Annotated in this window: 21 protein-coding genes; 6 read left to right on the top strand and 15 right to left on the bottom strand. The window is 64.9% G+C overall.

Features of this window, described 5'->3' with window-relative positions:
- The first annotated feature begins 61 nt into the window (after positions 1-61).
- The gene (locus tag S101446_RS13730; protein ID WP_087608591.1) at positions 62-952 is read left to right on the top strand and encodes a glycine--tRNA ligase subunit alpha; all 891 of its coding nucleotides are present in this window, start codon (positions 62-64) and stop codon (positions 950-952) included.
- A 6-nt stretch (positions 953-958) separates the two neighbouring features.
- Positions 959-3,019, top strand: a complete 2,061-nt coding sequence (gene glyS, locus S101446_RS13725) for a glycine--tRNA ligase subunit beta (protein WP_087608590.1) — start codon at positions 959-961, stop codon at positions 3,017-3,019.
- 99 nt (positions 3,020-3,118) lie between these two features.
- Here the strand turns inward: glyS and S101446_RS13720 are convergent, their stop codons facing one another.
- The 6 genes from S101446_RS13720 to S101446_RS13695 form a co-directional block, all read right to left on the bottom strand.
- The gene (locus S101446_RS13720) at positions 3,119-3,511 is read right to left on the bottom strand and encodes a DUF3293 domain-containing protein (RefSeq protein WP_087608589.1); all 393 of its coding nucleotides are present in this window, start codon (positions 3,509-3,511) and stop codon (positions 3,119-3,121) included.
- On the bottom strand, positions 3,511-4,665 hold the full coding sequence (gene rodA, locus S101446_RS13715; RefSeq protein ID WP_010507190.1) for a rod shape-determining protein RodA: 1,155 nt from the start codon (positions 4,663-4,665) through the stop codon (positions 3,511-3,513). The genes S101446_RS13720 and rodA overlap by 1 nt, the downstream gene beginning before the upstream one ends.
- Before the next feature lie 61 nt (positions 4,666-4,726).
- Positions 4,727-6,646 (bottom strand): penicillin-binding protein 2, encoded by a 1,920-nt coding sequence (mrdA, locus tag S101446_RS13710; RefSeq protein WP_019085106.1) that lies wholly within the window; start codon positions 6,644-6,646, stop codon positions 4,727-4,729.
- A 36-nt stretch (positions 6,647-6,682) separates the two neighbouring features.
- Complete coding sequence (locus S101446_RS13705; RefSeq protein WP_019085107.1) at positions 6,683-7,249, bottom strand: hypothetical protein; 567 nt, start codon at positions 7,247-7,249, stop codon at positions 6,683-6,685.
- On the bottom strand, positions 7,246-8,160 hold the full coding sequence (mreC, locus tag S101446_RS13700) for a rod shape-determining protein MreC (RefSeq protein ID WP_019091016.1): 915 nt from the start codon (positions 8,158-8,160) through the stop codon (positions 7,246-7,248). Before mreC ends, S101446_RS13705 begins: the two co-directional genes overlap by 4 nt.
- 144 nt (positions 8,161-8,304) lie before the next feature.
- On the bottom strand, positions 8,305-9,351 hold the full coding sequence (locus S101446_RS13695; protein ID WP_010515049.1) for a rod shape-determining protein: 1,047 nt from the start codon (positions 9,349-9,351) through the stop codon (positions 8,305-8,307).
- Positions 9,352-9,658: 307 nt separating this feature from the next.
- Between S101446_RS13695 and S101446_RS13690 the strand changes: the two genes are divergently transcribed.
- Positions 9,659-10,228, top strand: coding sequence for a hypothetical protein (locus tag S101446_RS13690; protein ID WP_087608588.1), 570 nt, complete (start codon positions 9,659-9,661; stop codon positions 10,226-10,228).
- 98 nt (positions 10,229-10,326) lie between these two features.
- Here the strand turns inward: S101446_RS13690 and S101446_RS13685 are convergent, their stop codons facing one another.
- From S101446_RS13685 to S101446_RS18280, 3 genes are all read right to left on the bottom strand, one after another.
- Complete coding sequence (locus S101446_RS13685; RefSeq protein WP_087608587.1) at positions 10,327-11,901, bottom strand: 2-isopropylmalate synthase; 1,575 nt, start codon at positions 11,899-11,901, stop codon at positions 10,327-10,329.
- Between the two features lie 358 nt (positions 11,902-12,259).
- On the bottom strand, positions 12,260-13,210 hold the full coding sequence (locus S101446_RS13680; RefSeq protein WP_010507203.1) for an N-acetylmuramoyl-L-alanine amidase family protein: 951 nt from the start codon (positions 13,208-13,210) through the stop codon (positions 12,260-12,262).
- Between the two features lie 247 nt (positions 13,211-13,457).
- The gene (locus S101446_RS18280) at positions 13,458-13,781 is read right to left on the bottom strand and encodes a hypothetical protein (protein WP_187293615.1); all 324 of its coding nucleotides are present in this window, start codon (positions 13,779-13,781) and stop codon (positions 13,458-13,460) included.
- A gap of 92 nt (positions 13,782-13,873) precedes the next feature.
- On the opposite strand from S101446_RS18280, the gene S101446_RS13665 reads away from it, so the two are divergent.
- On the top strand, positions 13,874-16,813 hold the full coding sequence (locus S101446_RS13665; protein WP_087608586.1) for an Rne/Rng family ribonuclease: 2,940 nt from the start codon (positions 13,874-13,876) through the stop codon (positions 16,811-16,813).
- A 419-nt stretch (positions 16,814-17,232) separates the two neighbouring features.
- Here the strand turns inward: S101446_RS13665 and S101446_RS13660 are convergent, their stop codons facing one another.
- From S101446_RS13660 to S101446_RS13645, 4 genes are all read right to left on the bottom strand, one after another.
- Entirely contained in the window at positions 17,233-18,735 is a 1,503-nt protein-coding gene (locus S101446_RS13660; protein WP_019085116.1) for an ATP-binding protein, read from the bottom strand.
- The gene (locus S101446_RS13655; RefSeq protein ID WP_087608585.1) at positions 18,732-19,988 is read right to left on the bottom strand and encodes a TIGR03862 family flavoprotein; all 1,257 of its coding nucleotides are present in this window, start codon (positions 19,986-19,988) and stop codon (positions 18,732-18,734) included. Before S101446_RS13655 ends, S101446_RS13660 begins: the two co-directional genes overlap by 4 nt.
- Entirely contained in the window at positions 19,988-20,797 is an 810-nt protein-coding gene (cysE, locus tag S101446_RS13650; RefSeq protein WP_231289803.1) for a serine O-acetyltransferase, read from the bottom strand. The genes S101446_RS13655 and cysE overlap by 1 nt, the downstream gene beginning before the upstream one ends.
- A gap of 104 nt (positions 20,798-20,901) precedes the next feature.
- Entirely contained in the window at positions 20,902-22,134 is a 1,233-nt protein-coding gene (locus tag S101446_RS13645) for a UbiH/UbiF/VisC/COQ6 family ubiquinone biosynthesis hydroxylase (RefSeq protein ID WP_087608584.1), read from the bottom strand.
- 206 nt (positions 22,135-22,340) lie between these two features.
- Between S101446_RS13645 and S101446_RS13640 the strand changes: the two genes are divergently transcribed.
- Together S101446_RS13640 and S101446_RS13635 are read left to right on the top strand one after the other, a co-directional pair.
- Positions 22,341-22,679: a P-II family nitrogen regulator gene (locus S101446_RS13640; protein ID WP_010507216.1), complete on the top strand. Its 339-nt coding sequence runs from the start codon at positions 22,341-22,343 to the stop codon at positions 22,677-22,679.
- 44 nt (positions 22,680-22,723) lie between these two features.
- Positions 22,724-23,197, top strand: coding sequence for a hypothetical protein (locus tag S101446_RS13635; RefSeq protein WP_010507217.1), 474 nt, complete (start codon positions 22,724-22,726; stop codon positions 23,195-23,197).
- Between the two features lie 174 nt (positions 23,198-23,371).
- Here S101446_RS13635 and S101446_RS13630 read toward each other — a convergent pair whose 3' ends face one another.
- Positions 23,372-24,328 carry a retroviral-like aspartic protease family protein gene (locus tag S101446_RS13630; RefSeq protein WP_087608583.1) on the bottom strand — a complete coding sequence of 319 codons (957 nt, stop codon included), beginning with the start codon at positions 24,326-24,328 and terminating at the stop codon, positions 23,372-23,374.
- 8 nt (positions 24,329-24,336) lie between these two features.
- Entirely contained in the window at positions 24,337-25,293 is a 957-nt protein-coding gene (gene pip, locus S101446_RS13625) for a prolyl aminopeptidase (protein ID WP_019091007.1), read from the bottom strand.
- Positions 25,294-25,300: the final 7 nt, after the last annotated feature.

Genomic DNA, 25,300 nt, shown 5'->3' with positions numbered 1-25,300 from the left:
TGTTCGGCGATTTTGCGCCAGATGGTGCATACCTGTCCCCGTTTTGCGGAGCATCTTGTTCATGGACCCGGCCCCTGTGCCCCGATCACCCACATCTTCCCGCCCGCTGTCGTTTCAGGGGCTGATCCTGAAACTGCACCAGTTCTGGTCCGATCAGGGCTGCGCCATCCTCCAGCCCTACGACACCGAAGTGGGCGCTGGCACGCTGTCGCCGCACACCACGCTGCGCGCGCTGGGCCCGAAACCGTGGAAGGCGGCCTATGTCCAGCCCTGCCGCCGTCCGTCCGATGGCCGCTATGGCGAAAACCCGAATCGGCTGCAGCACTATTACCAATATCAGGTACTGCTCAAGCCCACGCCGGAAGACAGCCAGAAACTGCTGCTGGACAGCTACCGCGCCATCGGCATCGACCCGCTGGAACATGACATCCGCTTTGTGGAAGATGACTGGGAAAACCCCACCATCGGCGCATGGGGCCTTGGATGGGAAGTCTGGTGCGACGGGATGGAGGTGACGCAGTTCACCTATTTCCAGCAGGTTGGCGGCATTCCCACCGTCATGCCTTCGACCGAACTGACCTACGGGCTGGAACGGCTGGCGATGTACGTGCAGGGAATCGAGAATGTCTACGACCTCGATTTCAACGGGCAGGGCCTGAAATATGGCGACGTGTTCCTGCGCGCGGAGCAGGATTATTCCCGCCACAACTTCGAGGTGGCGGATGTGGCGATGCTGCACCGTCACTTCATCGACGCCGAGCGCGAATCCACCGCCCTGGCCGAAGCCGGCCTGGCCCAGCCCGCCTATGACCAGTGCCTGAAGGCCAGCCACCTGTTCAACCTGCTCGATGCACGCGGCGTGATCAGCGTCAGCGAGCGTGCATCCTATATCGGCCGCGTACGCGCGCTGGCCAAACGCTGCTGCGAAGCGTGGCTGGCGGGCGAGGAATAAGAGATCATGCCCGAACTTCTTATCGAACTCTTTTCCGAGGAAATCCCCGCCCGCATGCAGACACGCGCGGCGGCCGACCTCGAACGCCTGGTGTGCGAGGCGCTCGGCCCCCTCAACCCGCGTGATGCTGCGGCCTTTGCCGGTCCCCGCCGCATCGCGCTGTCGCTGACGGTCGATGCAACGGTGCCCGGTGGCACGGTGAATGAACGCGGCCCGCGTGAAAGCGCCCCGGACAAGGCGCTGGCCGGCTTCATGCGCAAGCATGGGGTGGAACGTGACGCGCTGGTGACGGAAAACGGCTTCTGGGTGCTGCACCGTGAGATCGCGCCCATCCCGGCAGCCCGGCAGGTGGCCAACGTCCTGCCCGGCCTGCTGCGCCGCTTCCCGTGGCCCAAATCCATGCGCTGGGGTGTTGGCAGCGCCTTTACATGGGTGCGCCCGCTGCGCCGGATCGTGTGCATCCTTGATGGCGCGGTCGTGGACTTCACGCTGGCGGAAGGCGATGATAACGGCCACGGCCTGAAGTCTGGCAACCTGACCGAAGGCCACCGCTTCACCGCCCCCGGCGCCTTTGCCGTCAGCAGCACGAAGGAATGGCTGGACGGCCTGCGTGCCCATCAGGTCGAACCCGATGCCGCAGCACGTCGCACCACCATTGCCGAAGGTGTGGCCAGCCTTGCCGCCGAGGAAGGGCTGAGCGTCGTGGCCGATCCCGGCCTGATTGATGAAGTCGCCGGCCTGACCGAATGGCCGGTGCCATTCCTTGGCCAGATCGACGACGAATTCATGACCCTGCCGCCTGAGGTGATGCAGGTATCCATGCGCGTGAACCAGCGTTATTTCGCGCTGCGCAACGCCGATGGCTCGGCTGCCCCCCGCTTTGCCTTCGTGGCCAACCTGCTGCCGCGTGATGGCGGTGCGCTGACCATTGCGGGCAACGAACGCGTGCTGCGCGCGCGTTTTGCCGATGCCCGCCATTTCTGGGACCTTGACCGCGCCCGCACGCTGGAAAGCCGCGTGCCCGCGCTGGACCAGATCGTGTTCCATGCCGCCCTTGGCAGCCAGGGCGCACGCGTGCAGCGCATTGTCCGCCTTGCCGGGCTTCTGGCCGCGCTGACGGGTGCGGACAAGGCACAGGCCGAACGCGCGGCCCTGCTGTGCAAGGCGGACCTGACCACCGGCATGGTGGGAGAATTTCCGGAACTGCAGGGCATCATGGGGGCCTATTACGCCCGTCATGACGGGGAAGCGGATGCGGTGGCCGACGCCATTGGCGCGCATTACATGCCCCGTGGCCCGCAGGACGACGTGCCCCATGCCCCGGTTGCGGTCACGGTCGCGCTGGCGGACAAGATCGACATGCTGGTCGCCTTCTTCGCCGTGGGCGAAAAGCCGGGTGGGTCGGGCGACCCGTATGCCCTGCGGCGCGCAGCACTGGGGGTCATCCGCATCATCCGTGAAAACGGGCTGCGGCTGGATCTGGCCAGGGTGTTCTGGGAAGCGGCACAGGGTCTGCCTGAATCCCTGCGCCTTGCCCCCGACCTTGACGTGCTGCCGGAATTCGTGGCCGACCGCCTGCGCGTGCAGCTACGCAGCGAAGGTGCGCGGCATGACATCCTGGCCGCCGTATCGGTTGGCAATACGGATACGGACATCGTGCGCCTGCTGGCGCGCGCAAAGGCCATTGCCGACATGCTGGAGACCGGGGACGGGCGCAACATGCTGGCAGCGACCAAACGCGCGGCCAACATCCTGCGCATCGAGGACCGCAAGGATGGCCCGCATGAGGGCACGCCCAATCCGGCGCTGTACACCCAGCCAGAGGAAAAGGCGCTGGCCGGGCAGTTGCACACGACCATCCCGGCTGTCGAGCAGGCCATCGCACAGGAACGCTACGCGGACGCGATGCGTGACGTGGCAGCCCTGCGCCCGACCCTTGACCAGTTCTTTGACAAGGTCACGGTGAACGACACCGATCCCGCCGTGCGCGCCAACCGCCTGCGCCTGCTGTCGGAACTGTGCCGCATGACGGTGCTGATTGCTGATTTCAGCCAGATCGAAGGCTGAATAACCTGCTGACAAAAATTTCTTGGGTGCCGCCTTTTTTCAAAAAGGCGGCATTCTTTTGAAGCTTTTTGAAAAAAGCGCGACCAGAACCTTCTTTCCTTACGCCAGATATACCAGCCGCGCGGGTCGCCTGCCATGCAGCACGACCACGGCATTCTGCCGGAACAGCCGGGCCAGCCGCAACCCGCGCGCCAGCGGTACCTGCACCGCATAAAGCGGTTCGGCCCACTGGCCCAGCCGTCCCTCTCCCAATACATGCGGCACGCCATGCAGACGCCGCGCCAGTGCGCGCATCATCCGCCGGTTCCAGCCATCCATATACCGCCGACCACCGGGGTTGCACGCACCCAGCAGCACAATGTCGCCTTCCGGCACCCTGCCCCGCCAGCGCGGCGGCTGGCCGATACGGATAACCGGCAGGCCATGCGCATGATAGGTACTCAGCCGATAGGCACGCTGAACGGCCGCCGTGGGCGGGACAATGCCCGCCATCAGTCCCTGTTCTCCACCGTTTCGCCAAAGGTGTCATTGCGATGCACCCATGCGGACATGAGCAGCCCGAAACCGAACATGACCATCAGCATGGCCGACCCGCCATAGGAAATCAGCGGCAGCGGCACGCCCCCCACCGGGATCGCCCCCATCACCATCGACAGGTTGACCGCGCAGTACAGGAAAAAGTTGACCGAAATACCCAGCCCCAGCAACCGCCCGAACTGGTTACGGCTGCGCATGGCAATCAGCATGCCGCCAAAAACCAGCAGCAGCAGCATGCCAATGACGGTAATGCCGCCGACATATCCCCATTCCTCGGCAATCATGGTGAAGATGAAATCAGTCTGCTTTTCAGGCAGGAAGTTCAGTTGCCCCTGCGTGCCGTGCAGGTAACCCTGCCCCCACATGCCACCCGATCCCAGCGCGATCTTGGACTGGATAATGTTGTAGCCCGCCCCCAGCGGGTCACTTTCGGGATGCAGGAAGGTCGTGACCCGCGCCTTCTGGTAATCATGCAGGTGACCATAGGCAATCTTGGCCAGGAACGGCATGGGCAGGATCAGCAGCGCGATCTGCCACAGCCGCATGCCCGCGGCAAAGAACATGCTGGCCCCCACCGTGCCGATGATGACAGCGGTGCCAAGGTTGGGTTCCTTGAGTACAAGGGCGACCGGCACAAGCACCATCAGGGCGGGCGGCACCAGAAACAGCGGATTGCCCATGCGGCGGTAGCTGATCTTGTGAAACCATGCCGCCAGCATGAGGACGAGGGCGATCTTGGCCAGTTCCGACGGCTGCACCTGCAGCCCCCCCAGCATGAGCCATCGCTCCGCTCCCTTGCCCACATGGCCCATGCGCAGCACGGCGACAAGCAGGATGAGCGAGAAGATGTAAAGCGGCCACGCCATGCGTACCAGTATGCTCGGGCTCATCAGGGAAATGCCCAGCATCATGACCACGCCAAAGCAGAAGCGGATGGACTGCGGCCCCGCGAATGGCCGCGACGTGCCACCACCCGCGGAATACAGCGCCCCATACCCCACCACCGCCAGCGCGCAGATCAGCAGTACATACAGCCAGTTGACCTGCCACAGCTTGGTCAGGATCTGGAAATTGGGTTCGGCGCGCAGCAGGCGCTTCTGGAATTTCATTCCATTCTCCACAACAGGCACGGCAATGGCGTAGCCCCGGACAGGGCTACTTGCGGGTGGGTCAGTCCACCTCGGCCTGTGCCACTTCCTGCCCCGGCGGTTCACGGTGGTTGACCGGATCGCGGCGCAGGGTATCGGTCATGATATCACGCGCAAGGGGGGCGGCGACATCCGCACCCGCATTGCCATGCTCGATCACCACCGCCGTGGCGTAACGCGGCGCGTCATACGGGGCATAGCAGATGAACAGGGCATGCGGCCGGTATTCCCACGGCAGGTTGGCGGAATTGAAGTGCCCGCTTTCACGCATCGCGCGCGAGACGCGGCGCACCTGCGCCGACCCGGTCTTGCCCGCCATCTGTACGCCCGGAATGTCCAGCCGGGCCTTGGGGGCCGTGCCACCTTCCTCATTCACCACGGCGAACATGCCCGCGCGGATGTCCTGGAAAAACTGGTCCGGCATGTCCATGCCCGATGCATGGCCAAGGTCGGTCAGTACCGCCGTGCGGCCTGCTATGGAACGGATCAGGTGCGGCTGCACATCACGCCCCGTGGCGATGCGCGACGCATAGGTCGCCAGTTGCAGCGGCGTCACCTGCACGAATCCCTGCCCGATGCCACTGACAATGGTATCGCCGCCATTCCAGTGGTGCCCATGCTTGCGCCGCCACGTCGGCGTGGGGATCAGGCCCTGCCGCACATGGGGCAGTTCGATTTCAGGCAGTTTCGCCCCCAGCCCGAACAGTTCGGACGTGGCGGCGATCGCGTCCATGCCGGTGCGGCGCGCGACTTCGTAAAAGAAGACGTCGCAGGAATACTTGAGCCCCTGGCGCAGGTTGATCGACCCGTGCCCATAGCGCGACCAGCAGTGGAAGCGCGTGCCGCCCACATCAATGTAACCGGGGCAGGAAATCCGGTCGGATGGCGACAGCGTGCCCGCGCGCAGCGCCGCCATGGCCACGGCGGGCTTGAAGGTGGAACCGGGGGGATACAGTCCCGACACCGCCTTGTTGATCAGCGGGGTCTGGCTGTTGTTGGTCCATTCGATCCACTGTGCCTGGCTTACGCCACTATCGAACAGCGACGGGTCAAAGGAGGGGTTGCTGACCATGGCCAGCACTTCGCCATTGCGGCAGTCCATCACCACCGCACTGGCCGACTGGTCGGCGATACGCCCAAGCACCTGCTGCTGCAAACCACTGTCGATGGTCAGCGCGATCTCGTCGCCCGCCAGGCCTTCATCACGGTCCAGTTCGGCCATGACGCGGCCAACGGCGTTGACCTCCATCTCGACCGAGCCAACCTGCCCGCGCAGGTTGCCATCCTGCGTCTGCTCGATTCCCGACCGGCCGACACGCATGCCCGGCAGCGCCAGTTCGGCATTATGCACCACGTCCTTTTCCGCGGGCGGGGCAACGTAGCCCACCACATGCGCCAGCAGCGGGCCAAAGGGATAGACGCGCGTCGTGCCCACATCGATCAGCACGCCCGGCAGCGAGGGCATGTTCAGTTCCAGCCGCGCCATGTCATCCCATGATAGGAAATCGCGCAGCATGATCGGGATGAACCGCCGCTTGTGCTTCAGTTCGTGTTCGATACGCGTCAGGTCACGCGGTTCCAGCGGCACAAGCTGGCCAAAACGTTCCAGCGTCCCGGCAATGTCGGTGGTTTCTTCCGCCAGCAGAAGCGCGCGCCAGTTGATACGGTTGGATGCGACCGAAATGCCGAAACGGTCGGTGATCCGCCCACGGGGCGGCGCGAAGAAGCGTTTGCTCAGGCGGTTGTTTTCCGCAAGCTTCGCATAATGGCTGCCGTTGAGAACCTGAAGCCCGTACAGGCGTTCCCCCAATGCCCCCAGCACGGCGCCCTGCGCCGCCATGAGCACGAGCGCACGACGGGTGAAGACGCCACGGGAAGGATTCTTGCCTTCCTCGGGACGGGACATGAGCCGGTTGCCGGATTTCTTCTTACGAAACTTCATTCATTTATCCGGCGCGGGCGCACGATCGCATCCGCTTCAGGAAGGGTCCGCGTTGTTGACGACAAAACGGTAGGTCCAGACAAACCCCGTATACAGGACAGGAAAACTGCCGAAGGCCAGGACTGTCTCGAAAACAAAGGGTAGAAACTCCACAATATGCAAGGCCAGTGCGGAACACAGCACCCATTGTAGCGCCGTAACGCCCACCATCACCACGCCAAACACAAACCAGAGTACAAAAAAATTAACCCGCGCCAGCGTATAGCGTCCCGACAGTGCGACCCCGTGCACGATCAGCATCAGCAGCAGCATGACCCCCGCCGGCCCGAAACTGAGGATATCCACCCATATGCCCAGCATGAACACGGCAATCGAGGGCATGAACACCGGCACGAAAACCGACCACAGGAAAATGGTGGCCATGATGACGGCGGGCATCAGTTCCACCTGCCCCGGCAGGTTAAGCGGTGCGGAAAGCACCAGCGCCACGAAAAACACGAACAGGCACGGCACGCTGCTGCGCATGCCATGGTCAATGCGGTAACCCAGTCCCGAACGCGGGTGAATGCCGGGCCGGATGGGGGGCGGCGTGAAGGTTTTCATCCATGCAGCCCCTGATCGGGATGGGACTGGAACTGTGATGGCAGGGACATGGTCCGCCCGACGTTGGGCAGTGGTACGCGCCCCGGGGCATCGGGCGGGGACACGCTGTCCTCGTAATCGAATATGCGCAGGATATCGATATGGTCCAGCGCTGCCGCCGGCACCACCACCGGCTGCCCCGGCCGCAGGTAATGCACATGCCCCACGGGCAGGCCCGCCGGCAGGCTTTCGATTTCCCCATTGGTCACGACACGTTCCCCCTCGATCGGGACGTTATCCTGCGGATAGAAGATGATGCGCGGCAGGGCGGTGTTGTCCCCCGCCATGATGGCCGCCGCATGGCTGGATTCCAGCGTGACCGGCAGGCGGCTGGACGAATCGGTGATCAGCAGCACGCGGACCGAACGCTTGCCCACCTCGGTCACCCGGCCCACCAGCCCCGATCCATCCAGCGCGATGCCCCCCTTGCGGACCGCCGTGTCGGGATTGATCGCCAGCAGCACGGCGCGGGCGTACAGCCCGCTGGTGTCACGCACCACACGCCCGGTGACAAAGGCGGGCGCGTTATCGGGAATCCAGTGCAGGTTCGATTTCAGCGCGGCGTTTTCATCCGCCAGCGCCGCCGCCACGTCATACCAGTGGCGCAGCGACACGTTTTCGGCGCGCAGGCGGATATTCTCGGCTTCGAGATTGCGGATGTCCTGCAGGTTGCCCGACAGCCAGCGCAGCTTGGCCTGCGGCCACGCCACCAGCCCATAGGCGGGGGCCAGCAGGTCGGCAGTCTGCATGCGCAGCTTTTCAATCAGCGGGCGATCCGCCTTGCCCAGCAGGATCACACCGCAGGCCACAAGGATCAGCGCAGGCAGGACCAGCTTGCCAAGCGCCTGACGGAACTGGATGGAAACAGGCATCAGCCCAGCCTTCCACGCGCAACGGTTGCGTCACGCCTGCCGGGTCGTCCAATACTGCCTGGTCGCCGGACCTGCATCGTCCTGCGTCTCCCCCATCCGCACGCTGCCCTCCCTACGCAGCAGGCAGCGCACCTGTCCCGTTCGTCAGTACATACTTGTCAGTACATTGCGCAGGCGCTTCATTTCCTCAAGTGCGCGGCCGGTGCCCATCGCCACGCAGGACAGCGCATCCTCCCCTACCGTAACCGGCAGGCCGGTCTCACGCCGCAGCACTTCATCCAGACGATAGAGCAGCGCCCCGCCACCCGTCAGGACAATGCCCTTGTCCACGATATCCGCCGCCAGTTCGGGGGGCGTATTTTCCAGCGCGGTCGTCACCGCATCAAGGATCTGGCTGACCGGTTCGGCCAGGCTGTCGGCGATCTGCGCCTGCGATACCACGACTTCGCGCGGGACGCCATTGATCAGATCGCGGCCCTTGACCTCCCGCCATGGCCCGGGGTCATCCGGATCATCCGGCGGCATGGCGGAGCCGAGGTGGATCTTGATCTGCTCGGCCGAGCTTTCACCAATCAGCAGGTTATGGTTGCGGCGGATGTAGGAAATGATCGCCTCATCCATCTTGTCGCCACCCACCCGCACGGACCGGGCGTAAACGATACCGCCAAGCGAGATCACGGCCACTTCCGTCGTGCCGCCGCCGATATCGACGATCATGCTGCCCGAAGGCTCGGTCACCGGCAGGCCCGCGCCGATGGCGGCGGCCATGGGTTCCTCGATCAGGAAGACCTTGCGCGCGCCCGCGCTTTCCGCACTTTCCTGAATGGCGCGGCGTTCCACCGCAGTCGAGCCGGAGGGCACGCACACGATAATCAGCGGACTGGCGAACATGCGGCGATTATGCACCTTGCGGATGAAATGCTTGATCATTTCTTCCGCAACTTCAAAATCCGCGATCACGCCATCACGCAGGGGCCGGATGGCCGTGATGTTGCCGGGGGTACGGCCAACCATCTGCTTGGCTTCCTCACCGACCGCAAGAACCTGCTTCTTGCCCCGTACCTCTGCCAGCGCGACGACCGACGGTTCATTCAGGACGATACCACGTCCCTTGACGTAAACCAGCGTATTCGCCGTGCCGAGGTCGATCGCCATGTCAGCGGAAAGCAGACCCAGTACACGAGCAAACATCCAGAACTCCCGACATCAACAACCAGACAGGACTGTCCTATCATCCCGACCAGCAAGACATGCCCTGATGGCATGCCCGCGTACTGTCGAAAACCGTCTGGATCAGGTTGAGGGATTACCGGCGCAGACAGGGAGGGGCAAGGGGCCAGACAATTTTAATTTGTTAAAATCTTCACACTTTTGATGATTGTTACAAAATGCCCCGCTTTGGTCATGGCCAAACCATCTACGCCATACCATTTTACAGTGACAGGCGGCTGGGATGTCATCGTGCCATCCATGTCCGCATTACCGGAAAAAGACATACATGAAAACTATATTTCCCCGCATGACCGTCCGCCCGGCAACACTGCTTGCCGCCGGGCTGTGCCTTGGTCTTGGTGCGTGCGAGGACACCCGTGACCCAGGCCAGCGCGCCATCGGCGGCGGGCTGCTGGGTGCTGGTGGCGGGGCGCTGATTGGCGGCCTGGCGGGCGGCGGACGAGGTGCTGCCATTGGCGCGCTGGCCGGCGGTGCGGGCGGGGCCGCGATCGGGGCCGCGACGACACCGCCGCGCCGTCCGCGTGGCGAAGCGCCCTCCACCATATGCCCCGACGGGCGCGTGCTGCCGCCAGGCTATTCGCCGCAGTCCTGCCCGCCAGCTGCCGGCCAGCGCGCCGCCTACCCCGCGCAGCCGCAGGCAGGCTATGGCTATGCCCAGCCCAGCTATCCCCAGCAGGGCTATTCCCCTCAGGGCGGATATGGACAGCAGGGCGGGTATTATAACCAGCAGGATGGCTATTACGGCCAGTCCGGCGGATACGGGCAGGAAGGTTACCCACAGCAGGGCGCCTACCCGCAGGAAGGCGCCTATCCGGAAGGCTATGGCGGGTACTGACCCGACACCCCGCCCCCGGACAGCAGACACCCCGCCACGGGCCATCCCGTGGCGGGGTGTTTCATCAGTGGCGGCAGGGTTGCCCGAACCGCCGGGGATCAGGCATCCAGCGCCGCAGGTTCGGCACGGTCACGCTTGACCAGCAGCTTGTTCAGCGCATGGACATAGGCCCGCACGGCGGACACCAGCGTGTCGGCATCCGCACCCTGGCCATCAACCAGCTTGCCGCCTTCTTCCAGACGGACCGAAGTACGGGCCTGCGCATCGCTGCCTTCGGTCACGGCGCCGACGGAATACAGCTGCAGGGTTGCGTCATGGGCGACAATGGCGCGGATGGCGTTGAACGCGGCGTCAACCGGCCCCTGCCCCTCGGCACGACCTTCCTCGCGCTTCCCGTCGACATCCAGCACCAGATCGGCGGCGGCCGGGCGACGGGAACCGGCGGTCACGTCCAGTGATACGAAGCGGATGCGGGCATGGTCGCGCACTTCGTCATCGACCAGCGCCACCAGATCCTCGTCGTAGATGACTTTCTTGCGGTCGGCCAGATCCTTGAAGCGTGAAAATGCCTCGTTGAACTGCGCTTCTTCCAGATTGTCGTAGCCCATCGCCTTCAGCTTGTCGCGGAAGGCCGCGCGGCCCGAATGCTTGCCCAGCACCAGCGAGGAACGGGTCCAGCCCACGCTTTCGGGCGTCATGATCTCATAGGTCGCGGCGTTTTTCAGGATACCGTCCTGATGGATGCCGCTTTCATGCGCGAACGCGTTGCGCCCCACGATGGCCTTGTTGGGCTGCACGTCAAAGCCGGTGATGGTGGCCAGCATGCGCGAGGTGCGCAGCAGGCGTTCGGTATGGATGCCGGTGGTGAACGGCAGCACGTCATGGCGCGTGCGCAGCACCATGATGATTTCCTCCAGCGCCGCATTGCCCGCGCGTTCGCCAATGCCGTTGATGGTGCATTCCACCTGCCGCGCGCCTGCCTTCAGCGCCGCAACCGTGTTGGCGACACCCAGCCCCAGATCGTTGTGGTTGTGGGTGGAGAAGATCACCCCATCGGCGCCGGGCACGCGGGCGCGCAGGTCGGCAAAGATGCGGGCCATGTCTTCCGGCGTGGAATAGCCGACGGTATCGGGGATGTTGATGGTGGTGGCACCCGCGCGGATGGCGGTTTCCACACAGCGGCACAGGAAGTCGGGATCGGTGCGCGAGCCGTCTTCCGCCGACCATTCCACGTCATCGGTGAACTGGCGGGCGGCGCGGTTGCCTGCCTCGATCACTTCCAGAACCGTTTCGGGCTCCATGCGCAGCTTGTATTTCATGTGCAGCGGCGAGGTGGAGATGAAGTTGTGGATGCGCCCGCGCCTTGCCGGCCGGATTGCCTCGCCCGCGCTGGCGATGTCATTCTTGCCACCGCTGCGCGCCAGTGCGCATACGACGGTGTCCTTCACCTTCTGCGCGATCTGGTAGACGCTGTCGAAATCCCCCCTGGACGCCACGGGAAAGCCCGCCTCCATCACGTCCACGCCCAGTTCCTCCAGCGCTTCGGCCATGCGCAGCTTTTCCGCGAGGTTCATGGAAAAACCGGGCGACTGCTCCCCATCACGCAGGGTGGTGTCGAAAATGATGACACGGTTGGGGTCGATACGGCCAAAGGAAGGATGGTCGATGCTCATGGTAATAACCTCGGACTTGGTCCTGTTGTGTGACGGGCGGTGGCACGGTTGTCGCGTGCCACTGTCGTGCGTGTTCGCAAACCGGCGTGGGCCGGCCTGATCAATCCCCTGGGCGCACCGGCACGCGGCCGGCCCTGATCGCTCAGGGGCGGATAAGTCGAAGACGAAGAAGCCCGGCACCGGCACATGCGCGCGCGGACAGGTGCGCGTATGCGCCCGTTCCAGCCCCAGCAATGTGCGCTATCGTTACCATGGCGGGCACAATACAGGCCCGACCCCCGATTGCAACCGTAAAAGCACGCGCTTTCCCCATCACGCGGACGGGAGGCGGGACCGTCATGCCCCCTCGCGCGCCGCGTCAGCCCGTGGCATGGGTCACCATGCTGTCGGTTGCGAAATAGCGGTCGATCGCCTGCACCATCGCGCCCGCCACCACCATGCGGTGGGCGGCCTGGCGCAGGGCTGCTTCATCCATGTGGTTGGACATGAATCCCATCTCCACCAGGACGGAGGGGATATCGGCCGATTTCAGCACCACGAACGAGGCATGGCGCGACGGGTGCTGCAGCAGCCCGATGCGCGGGCGGAAAGCGGTGACGATGCTGCTGGCCATGTGGGCCGCCCCGTGGCGCGTTTCCTCGGTCACGAGGCTGGCGAGGATTTCCTGCACTTCGGGCGAATCCGCATGCACCTGCGGGCCACCATAACGGTCGGCGCTGTTTTCCGTCCGGGCCAGCATGGCCGTCTGCCGGTCCGACGCCTTTGACGACAGGGTATAGACACTGGCCCCGCGCACGGCGCGGTTGGTCAGGGCATCGGCATGCATGGATATGAACAGCGACGCCTTGTGGCTATGGGCGATGTCCACCCGGCCTTCCAGCGGGATGAAGCGGTCATCGGCGCGGGTCATCGCGACACGGTAACGCCCGCTGGCTTCAAGCTGGCGCTGCAGTTCGCTGGCCGCCGCTTCCGCCACATGCTTTTCATACGTACCGGAAATGCCGATCGCGCCAGGATCCTTGCCGCCATGGCCGGGGTCCAGCATGACCAGCGGCTTTGGCGGTGCCGCGCGGCCGACAATGGCCGGGGCATGCAGCGGCGCATGGGGCGCGCGGCTGGCGGCATGATGGGTGGTTACGGCATGGGCCGGGACATGCGCCGCCACCCGCGCCAGTGCCGTCGTGGGCGCAAGCCCCGCCAGCCCCCCCACCAGCAGGCGCCGCGCCAGGTCGGGCACACGCCCGCCCGTGCCATCGTGTCGTGGCGTGGGCTGCAGGGCATCATTTCCATCCGGCCGGCCTTTGGGCATGCATCTTGTTCCGGTCAAAACAGTTACGGGTCTGTCCGCTTTCCTTATCATCGTACGGGCCGGTCGTCAGCGGGATAAACGCAAGGCCCCCTTGCAGGAATGGTTTCATTGCGCCATGCTGCCCAGCCGTGATGGACCACGCCAAGTCCGGCTGCCTTGCGGGCATGTCCGAAACGGCCCGATGCCAGCAGGCATGACTTTCTCCATCCGGCATGCATCATGCATGCGCGGCATACGCTTACCGGTCTTACATACCGGCCACGCCACGGCGTGGGGGCACATGCCACGCACGACCTGACGCTGCCGCGCCGGTGTTCCCCATCGACAGGAAACCGGATGGCATACCAGTCGATACGGAAGGTCCCGCCCCGGCAATCAGGCCGGGCCGCGCCCTCCCCCAGTCATGACCGAGGATGGATTGAACACCACGCGGGTTTCTGCCGCACATGCGATGACACCATGCCCCACCGCGGGCGGCACGAATGCGCCGCATCAACGCGGCAGGCATGGCCTGTCCGCCCGCGCGCCGCGCGGTGGTGTTCCGTCCGGGTCCGGTCGCCTGTTTTTTCATGTTTCTGTCCGTTCCCCCCGCCTCCCCCTGCCGCCACGGATCGCGCGCGCAGCCCGGATGCCGGAACGTGACATACCGGAGTGCGCCTATTTATGAGCAAACGCATGCTGATCGACACGACCCACGCGGAAGAAACCCGCGTGGTCGTGATGGATGGTAACCACCTGGAAGATTACGATGTTGAAGCTGCATCCAAGAAGCAGCTCAAGGGCAACATCTATCTGGCCAAGGTTATCCGCGTGGAACCCAGCCTGCAGGCTGCGTTCGTGGATTATGGCGGCAACCGCCACGGGTTCCTGGCCTTCAGTGAAATCCACCCCGATTATTACCAGATCCCCGTAGCCGACCGCGAAAAGCTGCTGGCGCTGCAGGAAGAGGAACGCCGCGCGGAAGAAGAACGCCGCGCGCGTGACGACGAGGAAGAGGACGCCCCCGCCGCCACCGCCGAGGAAGGCGAGGAACCCGGCGAGGACGACGAGCCCGAAACCGTGGGCGGCGAAAACGACACCGGCGACGAAGCGCAGGCCCAGCGCCGCATCGCGCGCTTCCTGCGCAACTACAAGATCCAGGAAGTCATCCGCCGCCGCCAGATCCTGCTGGTGCAGGTGGTCAAGGAAGAACGCGGCAACAAGGGCGCTGCGCTGACCACATATGTCTCGCTGGCCGGTCGCTATTGCGTGCTCATGCCCAACTCGCTGCGTGGCGGGGGGGTTTCGCGCAAGATCACCTCGGTGGCCGACCGCCGCCGCCTGCGTGACATCATTACCGAACTGCAGATCCCGCGCGGCATGGCCATGATCGTGCGCACCGCCGGCGCCCAGCGCCCGCGCGCCGAAATCATGCGAGACTGCGAATACCTGCTGCGCCTGTGGGACGACATCCGCCAGCACACGCTGGAATCGGTGGCCCCCGCCCTGATCTATGAAGAAGCCAGCCTGATCAAGCGCGCCATCCGCGACATCTACACGCGTGAGGTCAGCGAGATCCTGATCGATGGCGAGCCGGGCTGGAAGTCCGCGCGTGAGTTCATGCGCATGCTCATGCCGCAGAACGCGCAGAAGGTGCGGCTGTGGCAGGATCATGAACAGACCCTGTTCTCCCACTACAAGGTGGAGGGACTTCTGGATTCCATGCTGTCGCCGTCCGTGCAGCTGAAATCGGGTGGCTACCTGGTCATCAACCAGACCGAGGCGCTGGTCGCGATCGACGTGAACTCGGGCCGCGCCACGCGTGAGCGCAATATCGAGGAAACGGCGCTGCGCACCAACCTCGAAGCGGCCGAGGAAGTCGCCCGCCAGCTGCGCCTGCGTGACCTTGCCGGGCTGATCGTCATCGACTTCATCGACATGGAAAGCCGCAAGCACAACGGCATGGTCGAGCGCAAGCTGAAGGACGCGCTGCGCACTGACCGCGCGCGCATTCAGGTGGGCCAGATCTCGCATTTCGGCCTGCTGGAAATGTCGCGCCAGCGCCTGCGTCCCTCCATTGCCGAATCCGCCTTCATGCCCTGCCCGCACTGTCAGGGCACCGGCATCGTGCGCGGGATCGAAAGCTCGGCGCTGCACGTACTGCGCGCAATCGAGGAAGAGGGCATGCAGCGCAAGGCGGCGGAGATCGCCGTAGGCGTCGCGCCGGAAATCGCCTTCTATATCCTCAACCACAAGCGCAACTGGCTGTCGGAAATCGAAACCCGGCACAAGATGCAGGTCACCTTCGCCCCCGATGCCGCCCTGCAGCCGCAGGAATGCAAGATCGAGCGCGTGCGCCAGCAGACGGCCCGCTTCGATGCGCCGGTGGTCGAACAGGCTGCGGCTGAAACCAGCCATGTGCGTGAAATCCAGATCCAGGCCGAACCGCCAGGGGCGGAAACCCCGGCCGAAGCCGTCACGACCACGGATGAGGACGAGGATATCGCCTCAGGCACCGACCATCGTCGCCGTCGCCGTCGCCGCCGCCGTCGTGGCGCCGGCACACAGACCGCCCAGACGCAGGCAACCGGGGATACGGCACAGGAAGCCCCCGCACCGGTCGCGCCTCCCGCGCCCGCCCCGGCTCCTGAAGCCTATCGTGGCCCCACCCCGGCTGATCCGTATGGCGATGCGATCATCGACATCTTTGACGTGATCGAGCAGACGACCGCACCCAGCGAAGTGGTTGTGGAAGCTGATCCGGTGGTGGTCGAAGTGGAAGAAGCCGCCCCGGCCCCGGTTGCCGAGGAAGAAACCACCAAGCCACGCCGCACGCGTCGCCGTACGCGCCGTCGTACCACCCCGGTGGAAAACGAGGCGACGCCGGTCGCACAGGAAGCCGAGGCAACCCCCGCCCCGGTTGCCGAGGCCACCCCGCCTGCCGTGGAAGTGGAAGCCGAACCCGAAGCTGCTCCCGCACCTGCGGAACCGGCAGCGGAAGAAGCGCCCAAGCCACGCCGCCGTCGTGCCAGCACGACCACCACGCGCCGCACCAGCACCCGCCGCAAGGCCGCTGATGAGGCCGTAGAGGCGGAAACCCCGGCCAAGGCAGCCGAGGCGGAACCGGCGGAAGAAAAGGCAACCGAGGAAGCCGCCCCCGCCAAGCCCGCGCGCAAGCGTGCGGCCAGCCGCAGCACGGGCACGACCGCCACCACGCGTCGCCGCACCACCCGCACGGCGGCAAAGGCTGCGGACAAGGTCGAGGAACCGGCAGTGGAAACGCCTGCCACCCCGACCGAAGCCGAAGCCCCGGCCACGGAAGAAGCCCCCAAGCGCCGCCGCACCACGCGCCGCAAGAAGGCTGAACCCGCGCCGGAAGCGGAAGCTGCGCAAACCGTAGCCGAAACAGCGGACGCCGCAGCGGAAAAGGCTGAAAAGCCTACCCCGAAAAAGCGGACCACAACCCGCAAGACGGCCACGACCACGACGGCAACCCGTCGCCGCCGCAAGAAGGCCGATGAGGAGGCTGAAACCACGGGCACCACGGCAGATGCCGCGCCGACCCCGATCGACGTGGACGCCGCACCAGCCACACGCCGTCGCACGGGATGGTGGAAGCGCTGATGACAGCGTGATGGATTGACCGGTGAAAAAAACCTGCCTTCGCAAGAAGGCAGGTTTTTTCATACCCGGACGGATCCCGATTTCCATCTGCGTTACAGATTGCTGCCGAAATTTTTAAAAAAACTGATACCCGGAAAATTCTATTACTTTTCCATCAATGCATCATGACCACGACTATCCCCTGCATGACCCTGTTGATGTGAAAACTGTACAGGTCAAAGGACTGAAGGATTTCGTGTTCCGGATCAGCTTGGAAAAAAAGTCCATCCGGTCCGGGTTGATGCAGGAATCGTTTGTCTTTTTCCGCACACCCGGCGGGGAATGGCGCTGGCCATGCCAGTTTTACTGACAGGCACGGCCAACAATAAAGGTTTTCAGGTGCTGCCTTTTCAGGCAGGTGCCGTTCTGGCGGCGCTTTTTTACGACTGACCACCATCCGGCAGGGCGGGCGCGGTTTCCCAGCCGGGGCCGATAATGGCGGCACTGCGCCGACCCAGCCCGTCATTGCGCAGGACAATCATGTTCTGCTCCTCCAGATAGGCCAGTTGCCGCCGAGCACGTCCCAGGGAATGGGTGCCATAGGTGCGGGCAATCAGGCTGTCGGACGGACAGGGTTCGCCATGCAGGGCGGCGCGCGCGATCAGCAGGAAGATGCCCTGCACGTCATCAGGCAGCACGCCTGCCATCTGTTCGGCCTGCCGCCACTGCCCGCTTTCCGCCGTGCGGGCATCCACACCGGCCTTGGCGACCGCCAGCAGGCGGCGGAAGCGTGGCATGTCCAGCGCATCACGGCCCATGCCCTCGATCCGGCAGCGGACAAGGAAATCCTGATACAGCACATGCACGGGACGAAAACCCGCATCCTCGTCGCGCAGGATATCGGTCAGTATCTCGATAAAGCGCAGCCGCTGGGCCGCCGCGTCGACAGGCGGGGCATCCGGCTCCTCCTCCGCCACGTCCACCGTCGCGGTTTCGGCGTGGGCCGCCAGTTGGGACAGGATATCGGGCGGCGGGCTGAAACTGCGCGCGGGACGGGCCGGGATCTCGCGTTCGGGCACGGGGGTCAGGATCAGTTCACGGATCTCGTCCCCCGCCGGCACCGGCTCGAACGGCATGAGCGTGGGACCGGCCGAACGGCTCTCGGTTTCCACCGGGCCGATCTTCACGGCCAGTGGCCTGCGGGATATGGCGGGACCGAGGGCCACGAAATACCCGCGTTCAAGATCACGGAAACTTTCGGCCTGCCGCCGTTCCATGCCCAGCAGGTCGGCCGCCCTCATCATGTCGATATCAAGGAAAGTGCGGCCCATGAGAAAGTTCGAGGCCTCGGCCGCGACATTCTTCGCCAGCTTGGCCAGGCGCTGGGTCGCGATCACCCCGGCCAGCCCCCGCTTGCGCCCACGGCACATGAGGTTGGTCATGGCGCCAAGCGAGGCCCGGCGCGCTTCGTCCGATACCTCGCCCGCCGCCGCAGGTGCAAAAAGCTGGGCTTCATCCACCACGACCAATACGGGGTACCAGTAATCACGCGGCACCTCGAACATGCCGCCAAGGAAGGCGGCGGCGCGGCGCATCTGCACCTCCGCATCCACGCCCTCAAGGTTCAGCACGACAGAGGCCCGGTGCATGCGCATCCGCTCCCCCGCCGCCTGCAATGCGGCTTCGGTATGTTCGGCGGCGTCAATGACCAGATGGCCGTAGCGTTCGGCTATGCTGACAAAATCGCCCTCAGGGTCGATGATCGCCTGCTGCACCATGCGCGCGGACTGTTCCAGCAGGCGGCGCAGCAGGTGCGACTTGCCCGACCCGGAATTGCCCTGCACCAGCAGGCGGGTGGACAGCAGTTCCGCCAGGTCCATCGTCACGGGGGCATCCGTCGCCATGGCCCCGCGCCGTTCACCAATCGTGATCGCAACACTCATGGCGCTGACGGATACCGCCCGCGCTGCGAGTCACGCAACCATTCCCATGCGCCCTGTCCCGCCATGCGCCCGGTCGCGATGCAGCCCTGCAGCAGATAACCGCCGGTCGGGGCCTCCCAGTCCAGCATTTCACCGGCGGCGAAAACACCGGGCAGCGCACGCAGCATGAAATGTTCGTCCAGCGCGGGCCACGCGATTCCACCAGCCACCGAAATGGCGCGGTCCAGCGCCGCGGGCGCACGCAGCACCACCGGCACGGCCTTGACCAGACGGGCCAGGGCCGCAGGATCGCGCGGCGGTGGTCCCCCATCGCCCTCACGCAGCAGGGCGATGGCCACGGGCGAAAGCCGCAGTGCCTTGCGCAGGGTGTTGGACAGGCTTTCGCGCGAACGCACGCGGGCGATCCGGGTGGCGATTTCCGTCACGTCCAGCGCGGGCCGCAGGTCGACATGAACCAGCGCATGGCCATCACGGGCAATCCGGTCGCGAATCGCAGCCGACAGGGCATAGACCGCGCCGCCTTCAATTCCCGCGCCGGTCACCACGGCCTCCCCACGCACCGTGTCCCCCCCATCCAGCGTCAGTGCTATCCCCCGCAGCGGCGTGCCCGCAAAACGCGTGGTGAACGGCGCACGCCACCCGGTTACGAAGCCACAATTGGCGGGGGCAAAGGGCGATACATCAACACCCAGCCCCAGCAGGCGCGCCCGCCATGCGCCATCCGCCCCCAGCCGCGCCCAGCTTGCCCCGCCCAGCGCCAGCACCGTGGCGTTGACCCGCCACGATGCCGGGCCACCGGGACCTGATACAAGCAGCCTGCCATCCGCGTCCCAGCCATCCCAGCGGTGGCGCGTCAGCAGTCGCACGCCAGCGGCGGCAAGCCGCGCCAGCCACGCCCGCAACAGCGGCGACGCCTTCATGGCGCGGGGAAAGACACGTCCGCTACTGCCGGTAAAACAGGGTTGGCCCAGCCCTTCGGCCCACTGCACCATGTCGCGCGGGGCAAAGGCCCGCAGGGCGCGTTCCATCATCGGGCGCGCGGCGCCATAGCGGGCGGCAAAGGCTTCGGCCGGTTCGGAATGGGTCAGGTTGAGCCCCCCCCGCCCGGCGATGAGCAGCTTGCGCCCCATGGTGGGCATCTGTTCCACCACGCTGACGCCGCACCCGTGCGCGGACAGGATTTCGGCTGCGGCAAGGCCCGCGGGCCCACCGCCAATGACCGCGACGTGCGGCCTGAAAACGAATTCGGTCATCAGATGATATAATCGATCGGCGGCAGCATCTGGTCCATGGTGAAGGCGGGCAGGCTGGAATGCCGCGTGCCCACGATACGGGCGGGGTTGCCCACCACGGTGGTGTAGGGGGGCACGGATTCCAGCACGATGGAGCCAGCGCCGACCTTGGCCCCCTCGCCAATCTCGATATTGCCCAGGATCTTGGCCCCTGCCCCGATCAGCACGCCCCGGCGTACCTTGGGGTGGCGGTCGCCCACGTTCTTGCCTGTCCCCCCAAGGGTCACGCCCTGCAGCAGGGACACGTCATCCTCCAGCACCGATGTCTCGCCTATGACGATACCCGTGCCGTGGTCCAGCAGGATACGCCGTCCCAGCGTTGCCGCAGGATGGATATCAACGGCAAACAGTTCGGAACACCGGCTTTGCAGGTGCAGGGCGAGGTAGCTGCGGTTGTTGTGCCACAGCCAGTGCGCCACGCGGTAGCTCTGCACCGCGTGATAACCCTTGAAGAACAGGAAGGGGGTCACGTAATTGGCCGTGGCCGGGTCACGTTCACGAATGGCGACAAGGTCGGCCGCCGCCGCGCTGACGATATCGGGGTCGGCGTCGAATACCTCGCTGACCAGTTCGGCCAGCGCGTCATCCGCAACCGAACGGTCCCCCAGCTTGCGGCCGATCAGGGCAGCCAGGGCACAGCGGAAGGACGCATGGTTGCGGATGCCGGTGGCCAGCAGCCCCTTGACCAGCGGGTCATTACACCCGCACGCGCCATTCACGATTTCCTGCCACAGCGCGACAGGGTCCACATGCCCCAGCGTGGGCGGCATGACGGGACGCGTGCGTGTATCCATGGGAATGCCAGCAGGCTGCTTTTCAGACATAAGCCATCCGTTCCGGCCCTTGGGCCCAGTTATTCGTCGCGATCCCCGTTTTACAGGCCCATGGCGTGACGGGCAAAGCCGCGGCGCAGCGGGGTGATGCGGTTGACGGTCGCAAGCCCCACGTCGCGCGCAAGGCGCAGGACCGGGTTGTCGTTGCCAAACAGGCGTTCCAGCGCATCGGTCGCCACCAGCATGAGCATGTTGGCGGGACGGCAGCGGGCCTGGTACCTGCGCAGTACATCCGCAGCCCCCACGTCCCCGCCACGGGCATGCACGCCCCCCAGGATGTCCGCCATGGCGATGACATCACGGAAACCGAGGTTCAGGCCCTGCCCCGCGATGGGGTGGATGCCATGCGCCGCGTCCCCCACCAGGGCGAGGCGCGTATCAACATAACGCTGCGCGTACTGCGCCGAAAGCGGATAGACCCACCGCCGCCCCACCGGGTTGACCGCACCCAGCCAGTCATCCCCCATGCGGCGGCGGATTTCGTGCGCGAAGGCATCATGCGGCAGGTCCGCCAGGCGGTGGGCGACCTTCTCGCTTTCGGTCCAGACAAGGGCGGACAGGTTGGGGTGTTCAGCCGTGCCCGCCATGGGCAGCTGCGCGAACGGACCGGCAGGCAGGAAATGTTCCAGCGCGCGGCCTTCATGCGGGCGTTCATGGGCCACGGCGCAGACGATGCCGCACTGGTTGTAGGGCAGGCGCGTAACCGCGATGCGGGCCTGTTCGCGCAGCGGGCTGCGCCGCCCCTCGGCCGCGACGACCAGACGCGCATGGATAACCCGCCCGCTGGCGGTGCGGATGACCGCACCATCGGGACTACGGGTCACGACCCCTTCGTCAGGGGCGAAAACATGCAGGCCGGGCGTTGCGTGCAGGCTTGCGTTCAGCGCCACGCGCAGGGCGCGCGCCTCGATCATCGCGCCAAAGGGCTGGTCGGCATCGCCGCGCCCGAATTCCAGGAACAGGGGCGACGGCGGCTGTCCCGGCCGGCCATCGGTCACGCGGATTTCGCGAATGTCGCACGATTCCATGGGCAGGCGCTGCCATACGCCCGCTTCTTCCAGCAGGCGGCGTGAACCTGCGGCAATGGCATAGGCGCGGCCATCGAAGGCGGGATGTTCCATCGGCGGCAGGGCCGCGCGATCAATGATCGCGACCTTCAGGCCATCAGCAGCCAGACGGCAGGCAAGTGTCGCGCCCACCGGTCCAGCCCCCACGATGCAGACATCGACCTCAAGGGGCCCGGGCGCGGTGTGGGATGGCATGTTCGCGGTCATTTCGTTTCCTGTTCTGGCCCGTGCGGGCAGGGACGGCAAGCCTGCCGGATTTACGCCGCTCCACGGTAAAGACACAAGCGCGCTTAACACATCTGGTGCGCGAAGGCGGATGACATGCATCATCCGATCAGGGTATAGACGGAACGTTACTTTATCTTTCACACACGGTCAGCCCGGCCGGACAGCAGAAATGGAGACGCGGTGAGATGAAGCTTGTCACAGCCATCATCAAGCCTTTCAAGCTCGACGATGTGCGTGAGGCCCTGACCCCGTTGGGGATACAGGGGCTGACCGTATCGGAAGTCAAGGGCTTTGGCCGGCAGAAAGGCCAGACCGAAATCTATCGCGGGGCGGAATATCACGTCAGCTTCCTGCCCAAGATCAAGATCGAGGTCGCCGTGACCGACGACCTGGTTGAACAGGCGGTGGAAACGATCCTGGAAGCCGCCCATACCGGCAAGATCGGTGACGGCAAGATCTTCATTTCCCCCCTCGACAGCGTCATCCGCATCCGCACGCGCGAAACCGGCGACAGCGCGCTGTAAACCGCGTGTCTTTTACAACCGTCATTTCAGGACCGACCCACTCAATGGCCACATCATTCCGTTTCAAGGTCGCAACCGCGTCCGTACTTGCCCTTGCCCTGTCCACCGGCGCCGCACATGCGCGCGAAACCTCCAAGTCGTGTCACCAGAAATTCGCTACCGCCCGCACCGCAGGCACGCTGAACGGGCAGAGCTACAAGGATTTCAAGACCGCCCAGTGCGGCGATGCCGCCACCGCGGATACCAAGGCCGCTGAAACAGCAGCCCCTGCGGCCAGCCCTGCCGCCGCCCCTGCCCCCAAGGCGACGGCCCCGGCGGCAGCCCCCGTCTCCACCAGCGCGACGCTGCCCGATGCCGTTTCCGCGAAATACAGCAAGGAAGCCGCAGGCAAGGCGCGCATGCACACCTGCCTTGACCAGTACAACGCCAACAAGGCCGCCAACGCCAATGGCGGCCTGCGCTGGATCCAGAAGGGCGGCGGATACTACAGCGTGTGCAACGCCAAGCTGAAGGGCTGAGTCAGCCCGACGATTATCCCAGGCCCGGCAGACCACGCCGGGCCTGATCCGTGGGAGATCGCCTGAAAAGTCCGCCTTTGAGACATCTTGCAATCATCCACGAAAGTTTCCGGGTAGCACCGCCTTCTAGAAACAGAGGCAGCGCCCGGGAATTTCTGTCTTCCAGTCAGTCCTTTATCTGCTGGCCTGCCGTGGCGTGGGCCGGATGAATATCTGGTTGGTGGCATAGGATATCCACACCTGATGGGTGGCGAACCAGTCCGATCCCAGCAACATTTCCAGATGTTCGCGTAGCGGCGCCACGGTCAGCGTGACATTGCGCTCCAGCTCATGGCCAACCTGCAGGCTGTCGAAGCGGTGCCAGTGATAGATGTCCTTGTGCCCGTCCACGCTGGCGGTCACGCCGCCGGGATCGCGGTCAAGCTGTGACTGGCTGACACCGGCGCGGCGTGCGACCTCTGGCGAGACGATGCGTGAACGCGCGCCACTGTCCAGCAGGGCTGTGACCGGCCTGCCATCCAGCTTCACTTCCAGCAGGAAACGGTTGTCCTGCCTGTGCAGCGGCACGGTTTCATACGGCCCGTCCCATGCCGGTGGCGGCGCGCAGGCCATGGATCGATGCTGGATGTTCCACAATGTCAGCATGCCGGCGGACACGTTCATATCCAGATCGAATCGCGACAGGATATCGCCCCCCAGCAGTCCGGCCACGGGGGGATGGATCATCGGCTGGCCCGGCAGTTCGCCCACCGGCACCGAACGCGCGCCGAAATCGACGCCGCCCACCCGCAGATCCGGCACCAGGGCGTTCGGCGTCGCCTGCGCCATCCCGCCCGTACCATGAATGACGGTTTCATGGTCGGGATCAAGCCGCAGCCGCAGATAGCCAACCATGTCAGGTGTCAGCAGGCCACCATCCGATCCCGTATCCACCAGCGCGCTAAGGTCATGGCCCGCAATGCTGACGACAATGGACAGGTACCCCCCGTCATCACGCAGCGGCACCTGCGCCACGCGTTCATGGTTGCACAGGCGCGGCACCGTATCCTGTGCCGCCACAGCCGATGTGGCCGGCAGGCTGGCAACCCCCATGACGGCGGCAAGTCCCCATGCCGCAAGCCATGCACGCATTCCCGCCACTACGCCAGTCGCCCGGCCATGGTGTCGGTTGCATCCAGCAGGGCGGACAGGATACCCGGCTCGGTCATGGCATGGGCCGCGGTATCTATGATCCGGAAATCCGCCTCGGGCCATGCGCGGTGCAGATCCCACGCGGTGCGCATGGGCGTGGTGACGTCATAGCGCCCCTGCACGATAATGGCGGGGATATCCCGGATACGGCCGACATCACGGATCAGCTGTCCTTCATCCAGCCATCCGGCATTGATGAAATAATGGTTCTCGATACGCGAAAACGCCAGCGCGTAACGTGGGTCGGCATGCTGGATGATGGTGTCGGACGCGGGCAGCAGGGTAATGGTGCGTCCTTCCCACACACTCCACGCAACGGCGGCTTTCATCTGCACCTCCGGGTCCGGGCCGGTCAGCCGCCGGTGATAGGCCGCCATCAGGTCGCCGCGTTCATCGGGCGCAATGGGGGCGACAAACTGCTCCCACAGGTCGGGAAACAGCCATGACGCACCATCCTGATAATACCACAGCAGTTCCGCCCGACGCAGGGTGAAGATGCCACGCAGCACCAGCGCGCTGACGTGGTCGGGATGCGCCTGTGCATAGGCCAGCGCCAGCGTTGACCCCCACGACCCGCCAAACACCATCCATTTTTGCGCCCCCGTCATGACGCGCAGCCGCTCGATATCCGCCACAAGATGCCATGTCGTGTTGTTGGCAAGGGCGGCATGCGGGGTCGATCGCCCGCAGCCACGCTGGTCAAACAGCAGGATGCGGTAGCGGTCGGGGTCGAACATCTGGCGCTGGAAGGCCGAACAGCCGCCACCGGGACCGCCATGCAGGAACACCACAGGAATACCATCGGGATTGCCGCACAGTTCCCAGTAAATGCGGTGTCCCTCGCCCGTATCAAGCCAGCCGTGGTCGTAAGGGGCGATCGGGGGATAGGGAAACCGCTGGGACATGGGCAAT

It is taken from the genome of Komagataeibacter europaeus, from assembly GCF_002173515.1.
Lineage (GTDB): Bacteria > Pseudomonadota > Alphaproteobacteria > Acetobacterales > Acetobacteraceae > Komagataeibacter > Komagataeibacter europaeus.
This window is presented reverse-complemented; position numbering and strand designations above follow the sequence as displayed.

Excerpts from the sequence above, each read along its gene's own strand:
- S101446_RS13665 (WP_087608586.1), top strand. The coding sequence starts at position 13,874 with ATGAGCAAACGCATGCTGATCGACACGACCCACGCGGAAGAAACCCGC.
- S101446_RS13640 (WP_010507216.1), top strand. The coding sequence starts at position 22,341 with ATGAAGCTTGTCACAGCCATCATCAAGCCTTTCAAGCTCGACGATGTG.
- S101446_RS13695 (WP_010515049.1), bottom strand. The coding sequence starts at position 9,351 with ATGTTTGCTCGTGTACTGGGTCTGCTTTCCGCTGACATGGCGATCGAC.
- S101446_RS18280 (WP_187293615.1), bottom strand. The coding sequence starts at position 13,781 with ATGAAAAAACAGGCGACCGGACCCGGACGGAACACCACCGCGCGGCGC.
- mreC (WP_019091016.1), bottom strand. The coding sequence starts at position 8,160 with ATGCCTGTTTCCATCCAGTTCCGTCAGGCGCTTGGCAAGCTGGTCCTG.
- S101446_RS13690 (WP_087608588.1), top strand. The coding sequence starts at position 9,659 with ATGAAAACTATATTTCCCCGCATGACCGTCCGCCCGGCAACACTGCTT.
- S101446_RS13645 (WP_087608584.1), bottom strand. The coding sequence starts at position 22,134 with ATGACCGCGAACATGCCATCCCACACCGCGCCCGGGCCCCTTGAGGTC.
- S101446_RS13655 (WP_087608585.1), bottom strand. The coding sequence starts at position 19,988 with ATGACCGAATTCGTTTTCAGGCCGCACGTCGCGGTCATTGGCGGTGGG.
- S101446_RS13730 (WP_087608591.1), top strand. The coding sequence starts at position 62 with ATGGACCCGGCCCCTGTGCCCCGATCACCCACATCTTCCCGCCCGCTG.
- mrdA (WP_019085106.1), bottom strand. The coding sequence starts at position 6,646 with ATGAAGTTTCGTAAGAAGAAATCCGGCAACCGGCTCATGTCCCGTCCC.
- S101446_RS13685 (WP_087608587.1), bottom strand. The coding sequence starts at position 11,901 with ATGAGCATCGACCATCCTTCCTTTGGCCGTATCGACCCCAACCGTGTC.
- S101446_RS13705 (WP_019085107.1), bottom strand. The coding sequence starts at position 7,249 with ATGAAAACCTTCACGCCGCCCCCCATCCGGCCCGGCATTCACCCGCGT.
- cysE (WP_231289803.1), bottom strand. The coding sequence starts at position 20,797 with ATGCCGCCCACGCTGGGGCATGTGGACCCTGTCGCGCTGTGGCAGGAA.
- glyS (WP_087608590.1), top strand. The coding sequence starts at position 959 with ATGCCCGAACTTCTTATCGAACTCTTTTCCGAGGAAATCCCCGCCCGC.
- S101446_RS13635 (WP_010507217.1), top strand. The coding sequence starts at position 22,724 with ATGGCCACATCATTCCGTTTCAAGGTCGCAACCGCGTCCGTACTTGCC.
- S101446_RS13680 (WP_010507203.1), bottom strand. The coding sequence starts at position 13,210 with ATGCCCAAAGGCCGGCCGGATGGAAATGATGCCCTGCAGCCCACGCCA.
- pip (WP_019091007.1), bottom strand. The coding sequence starts at position 25,293 with ATGTCCCAGCGGTTTCCCTATCCCCCGATCGCCCCTTACGACCACGGC.
- S101446_RS13720 (WP_087608589.1), bottom strand. The coding sequence starts at position 3,511 with ATGGCGGGCATTGTCCCGCCCACGGCGGCCGTTCAGCGTGCCTATCGG.
- rodA (WP_010507190.1), bottom strand. The coding sequence starts at position 4,665 with ATGAAATTCCAGAAGCGCCTGCTGCGCGCCGAACCCAATTTCCAGATC.
- S101446_RS13630 (WP_087608583.1), bottom strand. The coding sequence starts at position 24,328 with ATGCGTGCATGGCTTGCGGCATGGGGACTTGCCGCCGTCATGGGGGTT.
- S101446_RS13660 (WP_019085116.1), bottom strand. The coding sequence starts at position 18,735 with ATGAGTGTTGCGATCACGATTGGTGAACGGCGCGGGGCCATGGCGACG.